The organism is Bradyrhizobium sp. Ghvi (assembly GCF_900115265.1).
Taxonomy (GTDB): Bacteria; Pseudomonadota; Alphaproteobacteria; order Rhizobiales; family Xanthobacteraceae; genus Bradyrhizobium.
Genome location: NZ_FOVU01000001.1, coordinates 251536 through 271319, shown reverse-complemented (window position 1 = coordinate 271319; position 19784 = coordinate 251536). Strand labels below are relative to the sequence as shown.

At 64.1% G+C, this 19784-nt stretch carries 18 protein-coding genes and 1 tRNA gene; 9 read left to right on the top strand and 10 right to left on the bottom strand.

What is annotated here, in order from left to right:
- The first annotated feature begins 215 nt into the window (after positions 1-215).
- A complete protein-coding gene (locus tag BM374_RS01290) occupies positions 216-959 on the top strand; it encodes a hypothetical protein (RefSeq protein WP_092288789.1) in 744 nt (247 codons plus the stop codon).
- A 57-nt stretch (positions 960-1016) separates the two neighbouring features.
- Here BM374_RS01290 and BM374_RS01285 read toward each other — a convergent pair whose 3' ends face one another.
- The gene (locus tag BM374_RS01285) at positions 1017-1787 is read right to left on the bottom strand and encodes an alpha/beta fold hydrolase (RefSeq protein ID WP_092290106.1); all 771 of its coding nucleotides are present in this window, start codon (positions 1785-1787) and stop codon (positions 1017-1019) included.
- Positions 1788-1938: 151 nt separating this feature from the next.
- Positions 1939-2400, bottom strand: a complete 462-nt coding sequence (locus BM374_RS01280) for an Hsp20 family protein (protein ID WP_177248034.1) — start codon at positions 2398-2400, stop codon at positions 1939-1941.
- Positions 2401-2619: 219 nt separating this feature from the next.
- Here BM374_RS01280 and BM374_RS01275 point away from each other — a divergent pair, with 219 nt between their 5' ends.
- Positions 2620-3567: an alpha/beta fold hydrolase gene (locus tag BM374_RS01275; RefSeq protein ID WP_092288787.1), complete on the top strand. Its 948-nt coding sequence runs from the start codon at positions 2620-2622 to the stop codon at positions 3565-3567.
- A 173-nt stretch (positions 3568-3740) separates the two neighbouring features.
- On the opposite strand, the gene BM374_RS01270 is transcribed toward BM374_RS01275, so the two are convergent.
- Complete coding sequence (locus BM374_RS01270) at positions 3741-6545, bottom strand: di-heme-cytochrome C peroxidase (protein ID WP_092288786.1); 2805 nt, start codon at positions 6543-6545, stop codon at positions 3741-3743.
- 189 nt (positions 6546-6734) lie between these two features.
- Positions 6735-8531: an adenylate/guanylate cyclase domain-containing protein gene (locus tag BM374_RS01265; RefSeq protein WP_177248033.1), complete on the bottom strand. Its 1797-nt coding sequence runs from the start codon at positions 8529-8531 to the stop codon at positions 6735-6737.
- Between the two features lie 224 nt (positions 8532-8755).
- On the opposite strand from BM374_RS01265, the gene BM374_RS01260 reads away from it, so the two are divergent.
- Positions 8756-9388: a LysE family translocator gene (locus BM374_RS01260; protein ID WP_092288785.1), complete on the top strand. Its 633-nt coding sequence runs from the start codon at positions 8756-8758 to the stop codon at positions 9386-9388.
- Positions 9389-9394: 6 nt separating this feature from the next.
- On the opposite strand, the gene BM374_RS01255 is transcribed toward BM374_RS01260, so the two are convergent.
- Entirely contained in the window at positions 9395-10147 is a 753-nt protein-coding gene (locus BM374_RS01255) for a sulfite exporter TauE/SafE family protein (protein ID WP_092288784.1), read from the bottom strand.
- 89 nt (positions 10148-10236) lie between these two features.
- Between BM374_RS01255 and BM374_RS01250 the strand changes: the two genes are divergently transcribed.
- Complete coding sequence (locus BM374_RS01250; protein WP_092288783.1) at positions 10237-11127, top strand: LysR substrate-binding domain-containing protein; 891 nt, start codon at positions 10237-10239, stop codon at positions 11125-11127.
- Between the two features lie 13 nt (positions 11128-11140).
- On the opposite strand, the gene BM374_RS01245 is transcribed toward BM374_RS01250, so the two are convergent.
- The 3 genes from BM374_RS01245 to BM374_RS01235 all read right to left on the bottom strand — a co-directional run bounded on the left by BM374_RS01245 (position 11141) and on the right by BM374_RS01235 (position 14333).
- Positions 11141-12118, bottom strand: coding sequence for a Bug family tripartite tricarboxylate transporter substrate binding protein (locus BM374_RS01245; protein WP_092288782.1), 978 nt, complete (start codon positions 12116-12118; stop codon positions 11141-11143).
- 22 nt (positions 12119-12140) lie between these two features.
- Complete coding sequence (hisN, locus tag BM374_RS01240; protein WP_092288781.1) at positions 12141-12923, bottom strand: histidinol-phosphatase; 783 nt, start codon at positions 12921-12923, stop codon at positions 12141-12143.
- Between the two features lie 519 nt (positions 12924-13442).
- Positions 13443-14333, bottom strand: coding sequence for an N-formylglutamate amidohydrolase (locus BM374_RS01235; RefSeq protein ID WP_092288780.1), 891 nt, complete (start codon positions 14331-14333; stop codon positions 13443-13445).
- Between the two features lie 360 nt (positions 14334-14693).
- Here BM374_RS01235 and cpdR point away from each other — a divergent pair, with 360 nt between their 5' ends.
- From cpdR to BM374_RS01215, 4 genes are all read left to right on the top strand, one after another.
- Complete coding sequence (gene cpdR, locus BM374_RS01230) at positions 14694-15053, top strand: cell cycle two-component system response regulator CpdR (protein ID WP_028179810.1); 360 nt, start codon at positions 14694-14696, stop codon at positions 15051-15053.
- A gap of 75 nt (positions 15054-15128) precedes the next feature.
- Positions 15129-15203, top strand: a tRNA-Val gene (locus BM374_RS01225).
- Between the two features lie 207 nt (positions 15204-15410).
- On the top strand, positions 15411-15626 hold the full coding sequence (locus tag BM374_RS01220; protein WP_092288779.1) for a hypervirulence associated TUDOR domain-containing protein: 216 nt from the start codon (positions 15411-15413) through the stop codon (positions 15624-15626).
- Positions 15627-15654: 28 nt separating this feature from the next.
- Positions 15655-16212, top strand: coding sequence for a DUF488 domain-containing protein (locus BM374_RS01215; protein WP_092288778.1), 558 nt, complete (start codon positions 15655-15657; stop codon positions 16210-16212).
- A gap of 66 nt (positions 16213-16278) precedes the next feature.
- Here BM374_RS01215 and BM374_RS01210 read toward each other — a convergent pair whose 3' ends face one another.
- Both BM374_RS01210 and BM374_RS01205 read right to left on the bottom strand, forming a co-directional pair.
- Entirely contained in the window at positions 16279-16734 is a 456-nt protein-coding gene (locus BM374_RS01210; protein ID WP_092288777.1) for an NUDIX hydrolase, read from the bottom strand.
- Between the two features lie 197 nt (positions 16735-16931).
- Positions 16932-18023 (bottom strand): enolase C-terminal domain-like protein, encoded by a 1092-nt coding sequence (locus BM374_RS01205; protein WP_092288776.1) that lies wholly within the window; start codon positions 18021-18023, stop codon positions 16932-16934.
- Positions 18024-18209: 186 nt separating this feature from the next.
- On the opposite strand from BM374_RS01205, the gene BM374_RS01200 reads away from it, so the two are divergent.
- A complete protein-coding gene (locus BM374_RS01200) occupies positions 18210-19772 on the top strand; it encodes an adenylate/guanylate cyclase domain-containing protein (RefSeq protein ID WP_092288775.1) in 1563 nt (520 codons plus the stop codon).
- Positions 19773-19784 lie beyond the last annotated feature (12 nt).

Below are 19784 nucleotides of genomic sequence, written 5' to 3'. Positions count from 1 at the left end.
CACACAAGCGTGCGGAAGTCGCGATTCCCGATATGTCAATCAATCGCTTTCCGAAAGTTGCGCGGCCCCGGTTTTGGAGCAAACGCGCCGCGATCCGGCCCAAGCGGCGCCGAAATCCCGAATGAAGCTTCGGATCAGCCCTTCGAACGGCGCGCCACGCCGCACGAAGCGAAAGGGCGCGGATCACTTGGGGGCCTGACAGGAGCGTGTCGACCATGAAGTTTTTCACAGAATGTGTGGCCGCGGCCACGCTGGCGCTGGCTGCAACCGCTGCTCAGGCACAAGTTCCGGCCAGTGGTATTTCCGGAGGGGCCTATATTGCGGTGTCGGATTTCGAGGGGCCCTTTATCGCGCCGGAAGCCGCGCCGCAGCCGCGTTACGGCTATGGTTATGAGGAGCGTGGTCCGGCGCCGGCCCTGCTGCCGGCTACCGAGGTCTACGCGGTGCTGCGCGACAATGGTTTCTCGCCGCTCGGTATCCCGCGCCTGCGCGGCGCCGTCTACACCATCGCGGTGATCGACCGCCGCGGCGACGATGGCCGGCTCGTAATCGACGCCCGCGACGGCCGGATCATCCGTTTCATGCCGGCCGCCGACGCCTATGGCATGACCCCCACCTATGAGGAGCCGGCGGTTGGGCCTTACGAGCCGCAAACCGCGCTGCCGCCGCCGACCATGGTCCGCAGCGGCCCGCCGCGCCCGCCGGCGTCGATCCCGCACGTCGCCAGCCGTACCGTGCCGCTTCCGAAGGCGGCTCCGCCGCGCGCCGGGACGCCGGTGGCGGCTGCGAAGCCCGCGGAACAGCCGACGCAAGCTCAGCCCGCGCAGCAGACCGCCGCCATACAAGCAAAACCCGCCGAGGCCGCGCCGCTCGCCACTGCTCCGACCGTGGGCCAGGCCAAGCCGGCTTCAGCCATTTTGCCGACACAGGAGATGCCGGCAGTGCAAGGGCTGGATTAGGTTGACGTGCAAAAAGCGCCCGAAGAGCTCGGGCGCGCTGGCACCAGAGGCAATGCCTCAGCTGCGCGGATGCCCCGCCGCCTCCAGGATCAGATTCGCCACCTCTTTCGGATGCGACACCAGCGAGAGGTGGCCGGCGTCGAGTTCGATCGTGGTCGCGCTCATACGCTTGGCGAGGAAGCGTTCGAAATCGGGGTTGATGGTGCCGTCGTTCTTCGACACCGCATACCAGCTCGGCTTCGTATGCCAGGCGGCTTCGGTGGTGCGGCCGGCGAAGATCGAGGCGGCCGTCGGCCATTGCACGGCATAGAGCTCCTTCGCGCGTTCCGGCGCAACGCCGTTGGCGAAATATTTCAGGAAGGCGTCTTCGGACAGTTTGGTAGTGCCGTTGCGCTCGACGATGCCGGCGCGCGCAGGGCCGGCGGGAAACTGCTTCGAGAGCGCGATGAAATCCTCATTGGCATCGGGGGCGCGCGCGGCGACGTAGACGAGGCCGGTGACCTTCGGGTCGGTGCCGACCTGGCTGATCACGGTGCCGCCCCAGGAATGCGCGGCCAGCACAGTCGGACCATCCTGCTCGGCGAGCACACGCTTGGTCGCCTCGACCGACTCGGCGAGCGACCCCAGCGGATTCTGCACGGCGGTGACGTTGAGCCCGGCGGCCTGGAGGATCGGGATCACCTCCGACCAGCTCGAGCCGTCGGCCCAGGCGCCGTGCACCAGCACGACGTTCTTGGCCTTCACGGACTGCGGGGTCTGTGCATGGGCAAGGCTGACGGGAGCCGCCAGCAGGCTCGCGGCGACGAAAAGGCTGCGCCAGAAAGTCATCATCGTTCTCCGTCTTGTTTTGGCTGCGATGTCCAAAGGACGGAGCGTGAGGCCGCAGCGTTACGCGTTCTCACCGCTCTGTGATGCGGTGCAAAATAAAAACGCCCCGGGGCACCGGGGCGTTTTCGCAGCTTGAAAGTCGATGCGCGGCTTAGGCGGCGACCGAGTTCTCGATCACCTGGGCCTTAGCAGCGCCGCTGTTGATCGCGATCTGGCGCGGCTTCTTGGCTTCGGGAATCTCGCGGACGAGGTCGACATGAAGCAGGCCGTTCTCGAGCGAGGCGTCCTTCACCTGCACGAAGTCGGCAAGCTGGAAGGCGCGCTCGAAGGCGCGGGCGGCGATGCCGCGATAGAGCACTTCGGATTTCGAGTTTTCGTTGGCGACTTTCTCGCCCTTGATCGTCAGCGTGTTTTCCTTCGCGACGATGGAGAGCTCATCCTTGGCAAAGCCCGAGACCGCGACGGTGATGCGGTAGGCGTTCTCGCCGGTGCGCTCGATGTTGTAGGGGGGATAACCGGGGCTGCCATCCGAACTTGCCTGGTCGAGCAGGCTGAAGAGACGGTCGAAGCCGACGGTGGAACGATAGAACGGGGTGAGGTCGTAGGTACGCATGGTCAAGTCCTCCATTGAGCGACTGTTGGGTAACCCGCCCGCCAATCGGGCCGGGCTATAGTCTGTGTGCAGCCTGATGTTCCGGTCCCGAAACACTGGTAGCGGCCTGCACTGAGATGATATGGGTGGGTCCAGACGGCGTTCAAGAGGGCGGCAATGGCGCCTTTTCGGCGCTCCCGCCCCTTGATTTGCAGCACTTGCGCCCAAGCACGTCCAATCATGACGCTGGTCTCGATTCCGTCCAATCCCGTTCCCGAAGACGTCGTCAGCGGCACCATCAAGACGCCCGATGGTGTCGAGCTGCGGTTCGCGCGCTGGGCGCCGCCGGCGAACCGCAAGGGGACCGTTTGCGTCTTTACCGGGCGCAGCGAGCAGATCGAGAAATATTTCGAGACCGTGCGCGATCTGCGCGACCGCGGTTTTGCGGTGGCGATGATCGACTGGCGCGGGCAGGGCCATTCCGCGCGTCGCCTGCGCGACCCGCGCAAGGGCTATGTGCGCAACTTCGCCGATTACGAGATCGACGTGGAGACCTTCGTTCAGCAGGTGGTGCTGCCGGATTGTCCGCCGCCGTTCTTCGCGCTGGCCCATTCCATGGGCGGCGCGGTGCTGTTGCGCCTCGCGCATGCGGGCAAGCGCTGGTTCGACCGCATGGTGCTGACCGCGCCGATGATCGATTTGCCCGGTCGCGCCACATCGTTTCCGGTGCGGGCGCTGTTGAAGACGATGCGGATGCTGGGGCGGGGCGGTGGTTACGTGCCCGGTGGCAGTGACCAGCTCACCGGGCTGTCTCCCTTCATCAACAATCCCCTGACCAGCGATCCCGTGCGCTATGCCCGCAACGCCGCGATCCTGGAGGAGGACCCGACGCTCGGCCTGGCATCACCGACGGTTGCCTGGGCCGACACGGCCTTCCGCGCCATGCACACTTTCAAGGGCATGAACTACCCCTCCGAGATCCGCCAGCCGATCCTGATGCTGGCGGCCTCCAACGACACGGTCGTTTCCACTGCCGCGATCGAGGAGTTCGCCTATCATTTGCGCGCCGGCTCCCACCTCGTGATCGCCGGCTCGAAGCACGAGATCCTGCAAGAGCAGGACCGCTACCGCTCCCAGTTCTGGGCCGCATTCGACGCGTTCGTGCCGGGCACGCCGCTGTTCAAGTGAGGATGAATTCGCGAAGGCGGTGCGAGTTGGACGCGCGGAGTGTCCTCATTCTCGGTCATTGCTTCGTCGCACCAGCGCAAAATTGCTTCGCAATTTTGTCGCGGGCTCCTCGCAATGACGGCGTGGATGCATTCTGGCCTCTCCCCGCGCGCGGGGCGAGCTAAAAAGACGACTCACAGCGTCTTCAAATACTCGATCAAATCGTAGCGCTCTTGCTCCCTGAGCACGCGGCCGATGGTGCCGTCCTTGCCGGGACCCGGCGTGCCATCGAACGAGTGGCCGGCATTGCTGTTGCCGAACAGCTCGGTGCCATCGGACGCCAGCGTCGAGAAGCGCGACTGCCCGGTCTTGCAGCTCTCGCCGTCGGTGACCGCGAAGCCGACCTGCTTCGGATCGTAGTCGCGATCGCCACCCATGCAGAACGATTTGGGGCGCTCGGCCGCGGGGCTCAGCATCCAGTAGAGCGAGGGGACCGATCCGTTGTGCAGGTACGGCGCGGTGGCCCAGACGCCGTTGAGCGGGCGCGCGCGATACCAGGGCCCCTTCTCCTGCTTGTCCGGCGGTTGCGGACCGGGATTGGGGCAGTTCTTGCGCGCACCCCACCAGGCCTGCTGAACCTTGGGATCGATCTTGGCATCGTCCATCGCCTTGCGGCTGACGATGTCGACGAGCACCATCAGGCCGAGTGCGTACGGCATGTCGGTCGAAGAAATATCCGGCAGACTGCAGCCCCACCAGGCATTGAGATTCTGCGTGGGGTCGAGCTTGAGGAAGCCCGGCACCTGAACCGTCCGCGTCGCCAATATGCTGGCCTGAGCCGGGTCCGTTCCCATACCTTTGGCGCTTTTCTGGACCTCGTTCAGGAATTTGTCGTTGCCGATGGTTTCCCACCGTGACGAAGACCAGATGCTCTGGTCCGGAAATTCGCTGTCGAACACGGGATCGTTGACCGGACCGAGATGGCATTCGACGCAGATCTCCGCATAGAGCTTGCGGCCGCGTTTGACGCGCTCGCCATCAATCTTCCACGCCGCGTCGCCGAAGATGTCCGATGGCCATTTCGGCGATGTCAGGCCGGAGAGCTGCTTTTTCGGATAGGGCGCCGATCCCTTCAGCAGGTCCTCGATCCAGTTCAGATTCTTGATGTCCATCGACGAGCGGAACAGGGCGTCCTTCGGCGTATCGTTGGACAGATTCAGCAGTGCAGTCACGCCCAGCGCTTCGCCGGCGTTGCGGATCAGCGGTTGCTCGATGGACGCGTCATATTGCGCGAATTTCAGCCAAGGAATGGTCCAGATCGGCGGGAAGCTGACCGGCGCGTCCTTGGCGTGCAGATTCTTCTCGAAGCCGCTGAGGCCACTGAGCGTCATGTCCTGGGAGAAGACCTGGTTGCCGATGCGGTTGAGCGCGTCGAGGCGACCATATCCTTCTTCCGTGTCCTGCTGCTGCTCTTCGCGCTTCGTCTTCTCGTTGAACCTGGTCTTGCCCGCGATCGTCTTGTCGTAGGTCGTTTCCCAGTCTTTCAGGAATGTGCCGATCGCACTCAGCTTCTGCTTCAGCGCATCGCGGTCGGCATCGCTGGCGGAGGGGCCGAGCACACGGTCGGCGAAGCGCGTGAAGCGGCCGGGCACGACCAGCGTGTAGGCGATCGACAGGCCGGTCGTGATCTCGAGCTTCCTGAGATCAGTCATCGCCGGGCCGCCGTCGAAGCGGATGTCGATGCCTTTGTAGTGGATCTGGCCGGTGTGGCAGGCGGCGCAGGTGAGGCCGATCCGATCCTCGCCGATCTTGCCGGTCACAGGATCGGCCACGCCGGTCATGCGCGCAAAGCCGACGGGCAGGCCGTCGACGTTTTCGGCCTGCCGACCCCAGTTGACCGGTGGATCCCACAACCGCGCCGGCACCGGCCTGGTCTTGTCGTAGACGTTCGCATAGCCGAACCGGCGCAACGTGGCGTCATCGGTGTTGATCGTCTGCGGGCTCGGGATGAAGCCGAAGCGCTGCAGATGGTCGCTGTCGTGCAGCATCCCGGGCTTGGCGAAGAAATGCAGCCGCGGCTGCTCGAGCGCCATGAACCAGCTGTACGGCACCGGGAAGGTCGCGGTGCCCTGGCTGGCGTGATGAAACCAGTGCCGGTCCTCGAGCGCCCAGTTCTGCTCGAGCCAGTACGCGGCGCGGGGCTCGACAAGCTTCGGCAACGGCGGGGCCAGGAACTGGCCGATGACATGGGGCAGCATCGGCTGGAATTGATCTGGAAAGCGCAGCGCCACGATGCCCAATAGCAGCAGCGCGGCGACAAAGCCGCTGCCTGCGCGCAAGATCAGCGAGGGCGGGGTGACCGGCTGGCTGACCACCCGCTGGGTGATCCTGTCAGGGAACTTGCGCTCGTTGAACAATGTCCTCACCTCGGCCACGCTGAGATAGCGGTCATCACCCTGACCCTTGCCCATGATCTTGAGCAGGACCGGCCATTCGAACTTCATCAGGATCGGGTAGTACCAGCGCGCCTGGTTGCCGGCGCGCTTGAGGTTGTCGTTCATGAAGGTCTGGATTTGCGAGGCGTTGAGCCCGATCTCGGTGCCGCCGTCCGGATCGACAAAGGTGCCGCCGAAACCGGCGAGCCGGGAGATCTCGTCCTCGTTGACCTTTCCGTCGACGCCGAGGATGCGCGAGCCGGCGCCGAGCTTGTCGAGCGGCCCGCCGCGCAAGCGATTGAGCTGTGCGCCCCAGAATATGCTTTGCAAGATGTGACAGGCGCCGTTCGCGATCAGCGCGACGCCGCGGACCTGGATGCGAGCCGAGGTCTTCTTCAGCCCGGTCTCGCCGCTTGCATTTGCGATGGTCTGCGACAACGTCCGGAGCGGGACGGTGCCGCCGTCGACGAAGCCTTCGCCGACGAGACCACGCAGGAACGGGCAGGGATTGTTCGGCGAGACTGCGATTGAGGGATCGAACGGTGTCTTGCGGGGGGCATCCATCGGCAAATTCCTGAAACAAACGAATCGCGAAAGGCGGCCGCGCCGACAAAGCGCGGAAAGTCCTAACAAACAGACAGCGGACGCGGCGTGACTATACTACTTCAGGGTGTGACGAAGTGTGGCTGAATTCACTCGGGTGTCAATAAAGCCGGGCGCGGCATTGCAGCGCCGCGCCTTGGAGTGCTGCCGTCAGGATTCGGCGGTTCGTCTGACGTCGCTCTGGACCAGCGTGAGCTTGCTGGCCGGCACGCCCGCCTTCAGCAGCCCGTCACGGTAGTGCGCGATGTCCTCGGGCCGCTTCCAGTGAAAATTCCGCAGATGACGGTCGACATTCAGGGTCGGGTAATTGCTCATCAGCACGCCGGTCGCTTCGGCGGCCTCGTTGGTCCGGCCGAGCTGCGCCAGCGCCGCGGCGCGGATCGCAAGCGCCTGCATGTGGTTCGGGTTGATGTAGAGCTGCTCGCGGGCCCAGGACAGGGTCGCATCATATTGGCGGACGAGATAATGGCTGAAGGCGTTCAGCGCCGCCCATTGATAGCGTGGGTCGCTGTTGTCACGCTGGGCCGCCATCGAAAACAGCTCGATGGCCTGGCGGTGCTCGCCGATGACGAAGTGGCAGATTCCAAGCACGCCGCGTGCACCCATGTCGTAGGGGTTGAGGGCGACGGCGCGCTTGGCAGCATCCATCGCCGCCTCGTCATGGCCCTCCATCGCGTGTGCCCAGGACAGGATCGAGAACGCAAAGGACGAGCGCGGGTCGAGCCGGACGCTGGTCTCGGCAAGCTGCATCGCCTCCGTCCACATCTCGCGCGTGCCCTTGACCCAGCCGAACTGGATGCTCTGGATCTGGATCGTGGCGAGATAGGCGTGCGCGATCGACAGTTTGGGATCGAGTGCGATCGCCTCCCGGAACAGGTCGACGGCCTCGCTTAGATCCTCCTTGGTTTGCCGGTAATAGTGCGACAGGCCTTTCAGGAAGCGGTCCCAGGCGGTGATGTCGTTGGTCGGGCGCGCGGGCGCGGAGGCCTCGGCGCGGACGATCTCGGTGGCGATGGCGGCGGACAGATTGGTCGTGATCTCGTCCTGCATGGCGAAGAGGTCGCCGATGTCGCGGTCGTAGCGGCCGGTCCAGAGCTGCTCGCCGGTCTCCGGCGCAATCAGCTCGGCGGTGACGCGGATCTTGGCGCCGGCGCGCCGCACCGAGCCCTGGATCAGATAGGTGGCATCGATCTCGCGCGCGATCACGCGGGTGCTGACATTCTTGCCCTTGAAGGCGAAGGTCGAGTTGCGGCTCAGCACACGGTAGAAGGATTGCAGCGACAGCGCGTGAATCAGGTCCTCGGTCAGGCCGTCGGAGAAATATTCGTCCCTGGCGTCGCTGAGATTGGCGAAGGGCAGCACGCCGACGATCGCGGTGCGGTAAGGCTGCGACAGCGCCGATCCTTCCTTCAGCTCGCGTGCGAGGGCAGGCGCGCCCTCGGGCGTCCAGGTCCAGACCCCGATCGGATCCTTGATGTTCTTGAAGCGGTGATTGCCGGCGTCCACCAGCGGCACGGTGAGATGCTTGCTCGCTTCCTTGTACGCCTTGGCCGAGATCGCGAAGCCGCCCGGGCTCGCCACCGATTCCAGGCGGACGGCAATGTTGACATCGTCACCGAACACCTCGTCCTCGTCCGCGATGATGTCGCCCATATGGATGCCGAGCCGGAACTGCATGGCACGGTCGGCGGGCAGATGGTGGTTGCGCTCCGCCATCAGCACCTGCATCGCGATGGCGGCTTCAGTGGCGCCGACGATGGAGGGAAATTCCAGCAGGAAGCCGTCGCCGGTGTTTTTGACGACACGACCGCCATGATTGAGGATGATGGGATGGATCGCGCTACGATGGGCCTTGAAGACGGCGTGGGTGCCGGCCTCGTCAGTCCCCATCATGCGCGAATAGCCGGCGACATCGGCGCAGACGATGGCGGCCAGACGTCTTTCCATATCCTCGGAGCTCCAAGCGAGAGGGCCAGCCACCAGGTGGCAGTCGCCGCCAATCCACCATTTCAAGAACAGCCGTCTTTATAGAGCAGACGGGGCCGAGCGAAAGTATGATCCACATTGCAAATTTGATGCAAATCCTAGGCATCCAGGCGGTGGACGGCCGGACGCGAACCGACTAAGGCCGGTCCTGAAACCGCCCGGACCGGCGGCGAGAGGCCTTTCTCATGCTCGGCATTCACGAAATCTGGCTCTTCGTCCTGTCGGGCGTGCTGCTCAACATCACACCTGGGCCTGATACGGTCTATGTGATCGGCCGTAGCCTGCAGATGGGCTGGCGCGGCGGGGCGGCGGCTGCCGTCGGCATCAGTTGCGGCTGTTTTTTCCATGTCGCGGGCGCGGCGATCGGCCTTTCGGCGCTTTTGATGGCCTCGTCCACGGCGTTCGGGGTGCTGAAGCTGGTCGGCGCGGCCTATCTGGTCCTGACCGGCCTTCAGATGCTGTGGTCGCGGCCGGCACTGATGGCGGTCAAGGACGATGCCGAGCGGAGCTCGCTGCGGCGGGTTTTCCTGCAAGGCGTCTTCACCAACGCGCTCAATCCCAAGGTCGCGCTGTTCTTCATGGCCTTCCTGCCTCAATTCGTCGCAGCCGATTCAGCCCATAAGCCGCTCGCCTTCCTGACGCTCGGCCTGATCTTCATCTGTACGGGCACGCTGTGGTGTCTGGTGCTGGCGGCGTTCGCGGCTAGGGCCGCTCACCGGCTGCGGCGGTCGGAGGGCGTGATTGCCTGGGTCAACCGTGCCTTGGGCGGCCTCTTCATCTATCTCGGCATCCGCGTCGCCATGCTGGAGGCGCGGTAACTTCGGTTAAGCGAACTCCTTCAGCAGCGCGCTGCCGGCGAGATAGACGCCGAGCAGGATCATCGCGATCAGGAACCAGCGGCGAAACGCTTCCGCCGGCATCCGCGCCCGCACCGATTGGCCGATATACATGCCGGCAAACGCCATCGCCATCGCGACGGCCCCCGGCACGGCATTGGCCGGGGTCAGCAAACCGCCGGCGGTGAGATTGAAGGCGAGTGCCAGCGTTGCCGTCGTGAAGAACACGCCGAGCGCCTGCACCAGCTCGTCCTTTTCCATGCCGATCGCCTGCATGAACGGCATCGAGGGGATCACCTGCACGCCGGTCGAGGCCGAGATCACACCGGTGATGATTCCGACCACGCCGCCGGCCCATTTCTCGTTCCCGGGTGCGACGTGGAATTTGAACTTGCTGAGGCCGATGATGGCGTAGACCACCAGCAGGATGCCGAGCACCACGGTGCCGTATCGGGCATAGGGCCCCGTCAGCGCACCGGCGTTGAGCCAGCATCCGATCACGGTGCCGATCATCAGCGGCCACAGCCGCCTCAGGATGTCGCGCAAATACGGACCGACGAAGGTCTGCCAGATGTTGGTGACGATGGCGGGCACGATCACGATGGCAATCGCGCGGCTCGGCGCCATGCTCACTGCGAGCAGGCCCATGGACACGGTCGGCAGGCCGAGCCCGACCACGCCCTTGACGAATCCGGCGACCAGGAAGACGGCGGCGATGAGAATGAGGAGCGGGTCGATCATCCCAACACATTGACCGAAGCTGCGCGCCGGCACAATCTGAAGGTTACGGAGACAGCCTTCGTAAACCACGAAGGCTGAGGAGACCTGCCATGCGTTTCGACCTCGTCGATCTCCAGCTCTTCATCGCGGTCGCCGACCAGCGCAGCATCACGCGCGGCGCCGAGCGCTCGCACCTGGCGCTGGCCTCGGCCAGCGCGCGCATCAAGGGGCTCGAGGACGCGCTCGGCGTCGCGCTGCTCAAGCGTGGGCGCCGCGGCGTCGAATTGACGGCGGCCGGCGAGAGCCTGCTCGATCATGCGCGGTTGGTCATCCACCAGATCGACGCCATGCGCGGTGACCTCGCCGGCTTTGCCAGCGGCGTGCGCGCCAGCGTGCATTTTCTCGTCAACACATCGGGACTGTCGGAGCATCTGCCGAAGGCGCTGGCCGCATTTCTGCGCGAGCATCGCGACGTCGCCATCGACATCGAGGAACGCGAGAGCACCGACATCGCGGCGGCGATTACCGCCGGTGCCGCCGATCTCGGCTTCGCCGCCGAGCACGCGCTGCCCGACCATATCGAGCGCTTCGTCTTCAGCGAAGATCACCTGACATTGGTGACGTCGCGCCGCGGTCCGTTCGCGGGCCGTCGCCAGATCGATTTTCAGGAGACGGGCGCTTGCGATTTCGTCGGGCTCACCAGCGCCACCGCGCTTCAGATGCATATTTCAAAGCACGCCGCCCGATTGGGCATGCGGCCGCATTACCGTGCGCGCCTGCGCGACTTCGACGCGATCTGCCAGATGGTCGCCGCCGACGTCGGCATCGCCCTGGTGCCTGAAGCCGCCGCCCGCCGCTGCGCCAAGCTGATGCCGCTCGCCATGCTCCGCCTGCGCGACGCCTGGGCCAACCGCAAGCTCGTGATCTGCGCCCGCAGCTTCAAGACCCTGCCACGGCCGGCCAAGATGCTGGTGGAGCATTTGCGGGCCGAGGCGGTGTGAGGAGAAAGGTGACTTATTTCGCCGTCTCGACGCCGGCGTCCTTGATCACTTGCGCCCACTTCTTCGTCTCGTCCGCGATGAAGGCGCGAAAATGCTCAGGCTCGTCGCCGACCAGCGTCGCACCCTGCTGGGCGAGCTTCTCCTTCACCGCGGGATCCGCCATGGCCCTGGTCGCGAGGTCATGCAGGGCGCCGACGATCTCCTTCGGCGTGCCCTTCGGCGCGACCATGCCGTACCAGTTCTCGATGCGCAGATCGGGAAAGCCCACTTCCTTCGTGGTCGGCACGTCCGGCGCGGTCGGGGCGCGCTCCACTGATCCGACTGCGATCGGCCTCAAGGCGCCGGCCTTGACTTGCGGCAGCAGCACCGGGAGATCGAGGAAGGTCATCTGCACCTGCTGGCCCAACAGATCGTTCACGGCCGGAGCCGCGCCGCGATAGGGCACGTGCACGATGTCGATCCTGGCCGTCAGCTTGAACAATTCACCGGCGAGATGCGGCAGGCTGCCGGGGCCTGAAGAGGCGAAATTGAGCTTTCCGGGCTGCGCCTTGGCGAGCGCAATCAATTCGCCGATGTCCTTGGCCGGCACGTTGGTCGCCACGACCAGCATTTCCGGAACGGTTGCGACCAGCGTCACCGGCGTGAGGTCGACAAGCGCATCGTAGGCAACCCTCTCCATGCTCGGGCTGATCGCGAGCGCGCCGGCCGAGGAGATGGCGATGGTGTAGCCGTCGGGCGCGCTCTTTGCGACCGCGTCGGTTCCGAGCACGCCGCCTTGGCCACCGCGATTGTCGATCAGCACCGGCTGCCCCGCCAGTTCCGACATGCGCTGGCCGATGACGCGGGCGATGATGTCATTGGGACCGCCGGCCGGGAACGGCACGATCAGCTTGATCGGTTTTGCGGGAAAATTCTGTGCCGACGCCATGGACGGCAGCAGCAGGAACAATCCTAGGAACGACGTAGCGAGCAGCCTCCGCGAGATGGTCATGCAAGCCTCCCGCTCGCATTTGCTATTGGTTCAGCAGCTTCAGTGCTTCTTCATGAACCCTGGCGTCGCCGGCCGCGACGATGCGACCGCCGCCCTGCGCCGGCTTGCCTTCCCAGGTGGTGACGATGCCACCGGCACCGGTCACGATCGGGATCAGCGCTGCGATGTCATAAGGCTTCAACTCGGTCTCGACCACGAGATCGACGTGGCCGGCCGCCAGCATGCAGTAGGAATAGCAATCGCCGCCATAGCGCGACAGTCGCGCGCCCTGCTCGATCCGGCCGAAAACGGCTCGGTCGTGCTCGTTCATCAGTAGCGGCGAGGTAGTGTAGGTGGTCGCCTCCGACAGCGAGGCGCAGCGGCGGACCTGAAGCCGGCGCTCGCCGGAGGGGCCCTTGTAGTTGGCCGAGCCGTTGTCGCCGGAAAAGCGCTCGCCGATGAAGGGCTGGTGCATCATGCCGTAGACCGGCGTGCCCTTGTGCAGGAGCGCGATCAGCGTGCCCCAGATCGGAAAGCCGCCGATGAACGACTTTGTGCCGTCGATGGGGTCGAGCACCCAGACATAATCGGCGTCTTCGCGCTCATTGCCGAATTCCTCGCCGACGATGCCGTGCTGAGGGAAATTGGCCTTGATCAGCCGCCGCATCACGGCCTCCGCGGCCCGGTCGGCCTCCGTGACCGGATCGAAATCCTTGGTCTTGCTCTTGTCGTCGATGGACAGCGAGGTGCGGAAGAACGGCAGGATGGTTTCGCCGGAGGCGGTGGCAAGCCGTCCGATGAAGGCTGAGAAATCGATCACCGTCACGGCGCATCCTCAAAACGAAAGTCGGGTGAAGCTTGCATCTAGCTAGCTCAATTCGCCTCGCCCGTGCAGCGCTGTCTTGGTTTGCACCCTGGTATTTTGGATGCGGAGGCCGGTTGCCCGGCGAGCCATATGCTGGCCAAATATCGATCACGGTGTTGAGAACTTAGTTCCTTATATGCCTTGTTTGTATGCAAATGACTATCAACCCATTGAATTTCCTTATTAAAGAGACTGAATCTGGATTTCGCTGGAAGCAAATGAGCCATGTGTTTTTGCATGGGAATCGGCGCAAAAGCTCTTGCACTTTGTGCGGCGCGGCCGCATATTGTTGCGGTGCGGTAGCGCTTGGCGTTACCGCTGCCCTCCTTGGGCGTTTCCTCCCTAGACTTGGGCCGCTTCTTCATCAGAAGCGGCCCTTTTTTCTGTGTTGCCTGTTTTCAGTTTCACGCGCGTGTTGGCACCAAACGAAAACGCGCCCGCGCGTGAGAAGCGTACAAGCGGGTCGTTCGAAAGCTGCGTTTATTCCGCTGCGGCCTGGAACGGGCCGAGGTCGCCGAACGGGATCGTGGTCGCCAGCACGTCGGCGAGGATGCCGAAATCGCTCGCCACTTGCGCAAAGCGCGGGCCGCGCTCGCGCCGCCGTTCGTCCATGTAGATCCCGCGGTTGAGTTCGAGCTGCACGGCGTGCAGGCCGCTCGCCGGATTGCCGTAATGCTCGGTGATGAAGCCGCCCGCATAGGGCTTGTTGCGGCCGATCGAATAGCCAAGCCCGGTCATGGTTTCTTCGACGCGGTCGGGCAGCAGGGGCGTGCAGCTCGTGCCGTAGCGGTCGCCAATCACGATGTCGGGCCGGCGCGGCTCGTCTCTGCTGACGCCGACCGAGGGCATCGAATGGCAGTCGACCAGCACCACGGTGCCGAACATCTGGTGCACCTTGTTGATCAGCCGGCGCAGCGCGCGATGATAGGGCTTGTACAGCGTCTCGATCCGCGCCAACGCATCGTCGACCAGAATGCGGTCGCGATAGATCTCCTGGCCGTCGCCGACCACGCGCGGAATGGTGCCTAATCCGCCCGCGACGCGCATCGAGCGGGTGTTGGCAAAGCTCGGCAGGCGTCCGGTGAACATCCGGGGGTCGAGCTCATAGGGTTCGCGGTTGACGTCGACAAAGGAGCGGGGAAAGTTGACCCGCACGGTCGGAAAGCCGCGCGCGCTGAGGTGGCCGATCAGCTCGTCCATGAAGGAATCTTCGGAGCGCCGGAGTTGCGCCAGGTCGATCCGCGATGCCGCGAGGAATTCGTCCGGATAGGTCGAGCCGGAATGGGGCGAGTTGAAGATAACAGGCGCGCGCCACTCGGCGGGCTCCACGATCTCGAAGGCTGGCGACACCTCGCCGTCAAACCGGGTCATCTTCTCAGGCTTTGTCCCTTACTCTCAGGCTTCGTCCCTTCACGCCGCAAGGCTCGGCGCCGCAAGATCCGGCAAAGCTTCGGATCGAAGTGATTCGGCCGATCGAGCGGCTCTTATGTGTCGTCATTGTCCGGAATCGCAACCATTCTGCCAAGTGAAAAGATGCGATGGACGCTGGAACAGGTCTTAACTGTGCGGGCAGACAGGCGGGGATCGGCGGGTGCGGCGGAATTGATTCGCATTCCATTCCGGTTCACAACACCCCGCAGCGAGCCTGAGGGTTAAGATTTTCACCCCAAATTTACCCTCTGTCGGGCTTAGTGACCTCTGCATATCCTCTGGGGATTCGACGTTCCTGCCATGGCAAAAATCCTGCTCGCCGAAGACGACAACGACATGCGCCGTTTCCTGGTCAAGGCGCTGGAAAATGCCGGTTTTCAAGTCTCGTCTCATGACAACGGCATGGCCGCCTATCAGCGGCTCCGGGAAGAGCCCTTCGAGATGCTGCTCACCGACATCGTGATGCCGGAGATGGACGGTATCGAACTCGCCCGCCGGGCCTCGGAACTCGACCCTGATATCAAGATCATGTTCATCACCGGCTTCGCCGCGGTCGCCCTGAACTCGGATTCGGACGCCCCCAAGAACGCCAAGGTGCTGTCGAAGCCCGTTCACCTCAGGGAATTGGTGAGCGAAGTGAACAAGATGCTGGCGGCCTAAATCGGCCTTGTTCCGTCCTTGCGCACGCTCCCTTGAGCCGTTATAGGGACCCCACCCGACGTAAGTGGACTTTTAGGGCACGTAGCTCAGCGGGAGAGCACTACCTTGACATGGTAGGGGTCACAGGTTCGATCCCTGTCGTGCCCACCATCCTTCGCTCGCGATAGCGAGAGAAGGATGCCACGCCGAAGCCCAAAGGGCGAAGGCGGGCTGCCGCCGCGAGCTTCGGCTAGGCAAGCCACGATCCACCAATCTCAAAAATGAGCGTATCCGGCGTAGCTCGAAAGAGCGAAGACGGACTGCCGCGTCATGCTCCGCTCCCCTGGAACACGCCGCCACGCCCGGCATTGTTCCTCCATGCCCAAATCCTTCCATCGCGGCGATCACGTCAGCTGGAATTCCGAGGCCGGGCGCGTGCGTGGCCACATCCTGCGCGTCCACACCAAAGACGTCGACTACAGGGGCCACACTCACCACGCCTCGCCCGACGATCCCCAATACGAGATAAAGAGCGACAAGACCGATCACGTCGCCCTGCACAAGGGCAAGGCGTTGCGGCGGCTCAAGAGCTGAGTGGCGCAAGCGAGCCGACGAGGTTTCCATGGCTCATCCCTTTTTCACGATTGGGCACGCGACACGTTCGATCGAGCAATTCGTCGAACTGCTGCAGGGCAGCTCGGTCACCTTCGTGGCCGATGTCCGCACCGTGCCCCGCTCGCGCACCAACCCGCAGTACAATCGCGAGACGCTGCCGCAATCGCTTGCGACCGTTTCGATCGGCTATGAGCACATCGCGTCGCTGGGCGGGCTGCGCAGCCGCAAGCGCGAGGTGGCGCGCGAGACCAACGCCTTCTGGCAGAACGACAGCTTCCACAATTATGCCGACCACGCCATGGGCGCGGCGTTTCACCAAGGCCTTGCCCATTTGCGCGAACTCGGGCAGGCGCAACGCTGCGCCATCATGTGTGCAGAGACATTGTGGTGGCGATGTCACCGGCGGATCATTACCGACTATCTGCTCGCTGCTGGAGAGACGGTGTTTCATATTCTCGGCCCCGGACAGGTCGACGAGGCAAAAATCAATCCGGCCGCGCACATCCTGTCCGACGGCCGGCTCGATTACCCCGCGCAGGAGCAATCTGCTGGCCGCGGTGCCTGACGCGATACGGGCTGGATAGCCGTGCGCAAGAAAATCCCGGGCGCAGAGCCGTGGTAGCAGGGACTGTCAATTGCGCCTGAGCAACAACTCCTTCAGCCCGGTCGGATAGAGGTTCGGGCCGCCTTCGACATCGAGATCGGCGAGGTCGAACCAGCGGGCCACGATCTCCTCTCCGTTGTCCTCGCGGAAGTCGATGCGGTCCTCGCTATCGAACGCGCCGGGCGGGAACGCGATTTCGGCGATGAACATCACTTCGTGTCCGGTCGCGCCCTCGTGGACAAAGATGTTCTCCATCATCAGCGGCGCGCCGGTAATGATGATATCGATGCCGAGCTCTTCATTGAACTCGCGTGCGAGCGCAGCCTGCCAGCTCTCGCCGAACTCGATTTCACCGCCGAGGGGGCGAACGCCTTTGATCCGCCCCGCATCGTCGCGCACCTCGGCCGCAAGCAGCCGCCCGGCGCGCCAGTGCAGGCCGATCGCAACGACCCGGATATGGGGACGAGGGCGCCATGTCGTCATGGGGCATGGTTAGACGTCTTTGGGCCCCGTCGCAATCGCCGCCTGAGCTCAGGTCTCGCCGGGCCATTGCAATGCCGGTGCGGAGATGTCCGCTACGCCCAGGGGATTGATCGCACGGCAGGCGATCTGGTCGATGATCTCGTCCAGCGACTGCGGCTTCAAATAGAACGCAGGCAGCGGCGGAAGCGTAGCCGCACCTAGCTCACGAGATATTTCTTCACCGCCGCCTCGTCCCATTCAAGGCCGTTGCCGGGCTCCTCGCCCGGCAGCGCAAAGCCGTCCTTGATCTTGAGCCGGCTCGCCAGCACCGCGTCGGCCCAGTCGACATATTCCAGCCAATGCGCCGATGGCGTCACGCAGAGCAGCTGAGCGCTCACTTCCGAGAACAGATGCGTCGACATCTCGATGCCGGCGGCGTGGGCGAGCGCTGCGGCGCGGAGCCAGCCCGTGACCCCGCCGATGCGCTGCACGTCGGGCATGGCGTAGTCGCAGGCTTCGACGGACAGCGCGGCCTGCATCGAGAACGCGCTGTCAAAATTCTCGCCGATCTGGACCGGCGTTCGCAGCACATCGGCAATGCGGGCGCAGCCCGCGTAGTCGTCGTGGCGGATCGGCTCCTCGATCCAGCTCAAGCCTTCGTCGTCGAGCATCTCGCCGCGGCGGATCGCCTCACTCACGGTCAGCGCCTGATTGTAGTCGCACATCAGCGTCACCTCGTCGTCGACAGCCTTGCGCACCGCACGGACCACGGCGAGATCCTCCCTTGCATCGGGCCGGCCGAGGCGGATCTTGGCAGCGTGAAAACCCTCGGCCAGCAGCTTGTGTGCCTCGTCGACAGCGGCACCCGCCGGCATGATGCCGAGCCCCTTTGAATTGTAGGCTTTGACCGGCTTCGGCGCGCCGCCGAGCAGGCGGGCCAGCGGTAGGCTGTGGCTGCGGGCCAGCGCGTCCCAGGCCGCCATGTCGATGCCCGATTGCGCCAGGCGCTGAAGGCCGGCAAGCCCGAGCAGCGTGAAGTGCCGGGTCAGCTTTCGCTCGATCTCGAACGGCAGCAGTTCGTCGCCGGCGACGAGGTCCGACATTTCCGTGACCATGGCGGTCAGCGGCTTCAGGGCCGACGGCGTGATCGAGAACAGATAGGCGTGGCCGACCGCGCCCTGGTCGGTCTCGCAGTCGATCAGCACCAGCGGCGCCTTCGCCACCGCCCCGGTCGAGGTCAGAAGCGGCAAGTTCATCGGCACGATCACGGGGCGCGCGTTGAAGCGCCTGATGCGGATGGTCTCGGTCATGGCTCGGTCCGGATTATCAATGCAGGTTGATGGCGATCTTAGACATTCGTCATCAAACCAAAAGCAGCTTGCCGCGACCACCATAAAAGGGGTTGCGCGGGCGCGCGTTTATTGGCTGTGTGCCAGGCGCATGCTGTGGCGCAAATCCGGCGGGCCTGCGCCAAAACCGCATAACGGAGCCATCAAGTGAAACAAGAGATCGCCGAGGAGCAGCGCAAGAGCGGCATCCTGACCGGGGCCGTGATCGCCTTCCTCCTGCTTGCCCTGCCGCTCGCAGTCTGGCTGGACCTGACCGAGCTCAGCAAGACGGCGCTGCGCCGGCAGGCCATCGATCTCAATTCCGTCATCACCAGCGTGCGCAGCTATTACGCCTCCAACGTAGTCGGGCGCATCCTTGCCAACCCCGGCGGCACGACCAAGGTCGTGCACAATTACGAATCCGTTCCCGGAGCGGTGCCGATTCCCGCGACGCTGTCGCTGGAGCTCGGCCGGGTGATCGGCGCCCAGCAGGAGAACATCACCTACCGCTTCGTCTCGGACTTTCCGTTCCAGAACCGTGCCCCGCACCAGCTCGACAAGTTCGAGAAGGATGCGCTGGCCGCACTGCGCGCCGATCCCGAGCAGAAGATCGTCGACACCGAGACCTCGCTGTTCTCGGACAAGGTCCGCCTGGTCGCCCCCGTCACGATGGGGCCGGCCTGCGTCAGCTGCCACAACAGCCACCCCGAAAGCCCGAAGAAGGACTGGAAGGTCGGTGACATCAGAGGCATCCAGGAAGTCATTATCGCCCAGCCGATCGCCGCCAACATCTTCTCCTTCAAGTTCCTGCTGGCCTATTTCCTGATCGCCGCCGGCTGCGGCCTGTCGTTCCTCTCGCTGCAGCGCCGCCAGGCGAGCCGCATCAAGGGCATGAACAAGGAGCTCGAATCCGCCAACGACTTCCTGGCTTCGCTCTCGATGAAGATCTCGCGCTACATTCCGCCGCAGGTCTACAAAAGCATCTTCTCCGGCCAGAAGGACGTCACCATCCACACCGAGCGCAAGAAGCTCACGATCTTCTTCTCCGACATCCAGAATTTCACGGCGACCACCGAGCGGCTGCAGCCGGAATTGCTGACCCAGCTCCTCAACGAATATTTCACCGAGATGTCCGCGATCGCGCACGAGCATGGCGGCACCGTCGACAAGTTCATCGGCGATGCCATGCTGATCTTCTTCGGCGACCCCGAGACCAAGGGCGATCGGGCGGACGCGCAGGCCTGCCTGCAGATGGCCTGGCGCATGCAGCAGCGTCTGACCGAGCTCAATGCAAAATGGCGCGCCGCCGGCATCGAGCAGCCGTTCCGCTCGCGGATGGGCATCAATTCCGGCTATTGCAACGTTGGCAATTTCGGCAGCAGCGACCGCATGGACTACACCATCATCGGCGCGGAAGCGAACCTCGCCGCGCGGCTGCAATCGATCGCCGAGCCCGGCGGCATCGTGCTGAGCTACGAGACCTTTGCGCTGGTCAGCGACATCGTTCGCGCCCACGCGCTGCCGGCGATCACCATGAAAGGCATCAGCCGCGAGGTCATTCCATATTCGGTGGATGCCCTCAACGACGCTGCGACGGAGCGGAGCGGGGTCATCACCGAGCGCGCGCCGGGGCTGGAGCTCTATCTCGATCCCGCCGTGGTGAAATCAGGCGATGCCGCCCGCGTGCGCTCGCTGCTGGAAAGCGCACTGGCCTCGCTCAAGCCGGCGTGAGGATACGCCGTT

Coding starts and splice junctions, on each gene's coding strand:
- BM374_RS01250 (WP_092288783.1), top strand. CDS start 10,237: ATGCGTTTCGACCTCGTCGATCTCCAGCTCTTCATCGCGGTCGCCGAC.
- BM374_RS01265 (WP_177248033.1), bottom strand. CDS start 8,531: ATGGAAAGACGTCTGGCCGCCATCGTCTGCGCCGATGTCGCCGGCTAT.
- BM374_RS01210 (WP_092288777.1), bottom strand. CDS start 16,734: ATGACGACATGGCGCCCTCGTCCCCATATCCGGGTCGTTGCGATCGGC.
- BM374_RS01255 (WP_092288784.1), bottom strand. CDS start 10,147: ATGATCGACCCGCTCCTCATTCTCATCGCCGCCGTCTTCCTGGTCGCC.
- cpdR (WP_028179810.1), top strand. CDS start 14,694: ATGGCAAAAATCCTGCTCGCCGAAGACGACAACGACATGCGCCGTTTC.
- BM374_RS01220 (WP_092288779.1), top strand. CDS start 15,411: ATGCCCAAATCCTTCCATCGCGGCGATCACGTCAGCTGGAATTCCGAG.
- BM374_RS01235 (WP_092288780.1), bottom strand. CDS start 14,333: ATGACCCGGTTTGACGGCGAGGTGTCGCCAGCCTTCGAGATCGTGGAG.
- BM374_RS01280 (WP_177248034.1), bottom strand. CDS start 2,400: ATGCGTACCTACGACCTCACCCCGTTCTATCGTTCCACCGTCGGCTTC.
- BM374_RS01205 (WP_092288776.1), bottom strand. CDS start 18,023: ATGACCGAGACCATCCGCATCAGGCGCTTCAACGCGCGCCCCGTGATC.
- BM374_RS01285 (WP_092290106.1), bottom strand. CDS start 1,787: ATGACTTTCTGGCGCAGCCTTTTCGTCGCCGCGAGCCTGCTGGCGGCT.
- BM374_RS01290 (WP_092288789.1), top strand. CDS start 216: ATGAAGTTTTTCACAGAATGTGTGGCCGCGGCCACGCTGGCGCTGGCT.
- BM374_RS01270 (WP_092288786.1), bottom strand. CDS start 6,545: ATGGATGCCCCCCGCAAGACACCGTTCGATCCCTCAATCGCAGTCTCG.
- BM374_RS01260 (WP_092288785.1), top strand. CDS start 8,756: ATGCTCGGCATTCACGAAATCTGGCTCTTCGTCCTGTCGGGCGTGCTG.
- BM374_RS01275 (WP_092288787.1), top strand. CDS start 2,620: ATGACGCTGGTCTCGATTCCGTCCAATCCCGTTCCCGAAGACGTCGTC.
- BM374_RS01245 (WP_092288782.1), bottom strand. CDS start 12,118: ATGACCATCTCGCGGAGGCTGCTCGCTACGTCGTTCCTAGGATTGTTC.
- BM374_RS01215 (WP_092288778.1), top strand. CDS start 15,655: ATGGCTCATCCCTTTTTCACGATTGGGCACGCGACACGTTCGATCGAG.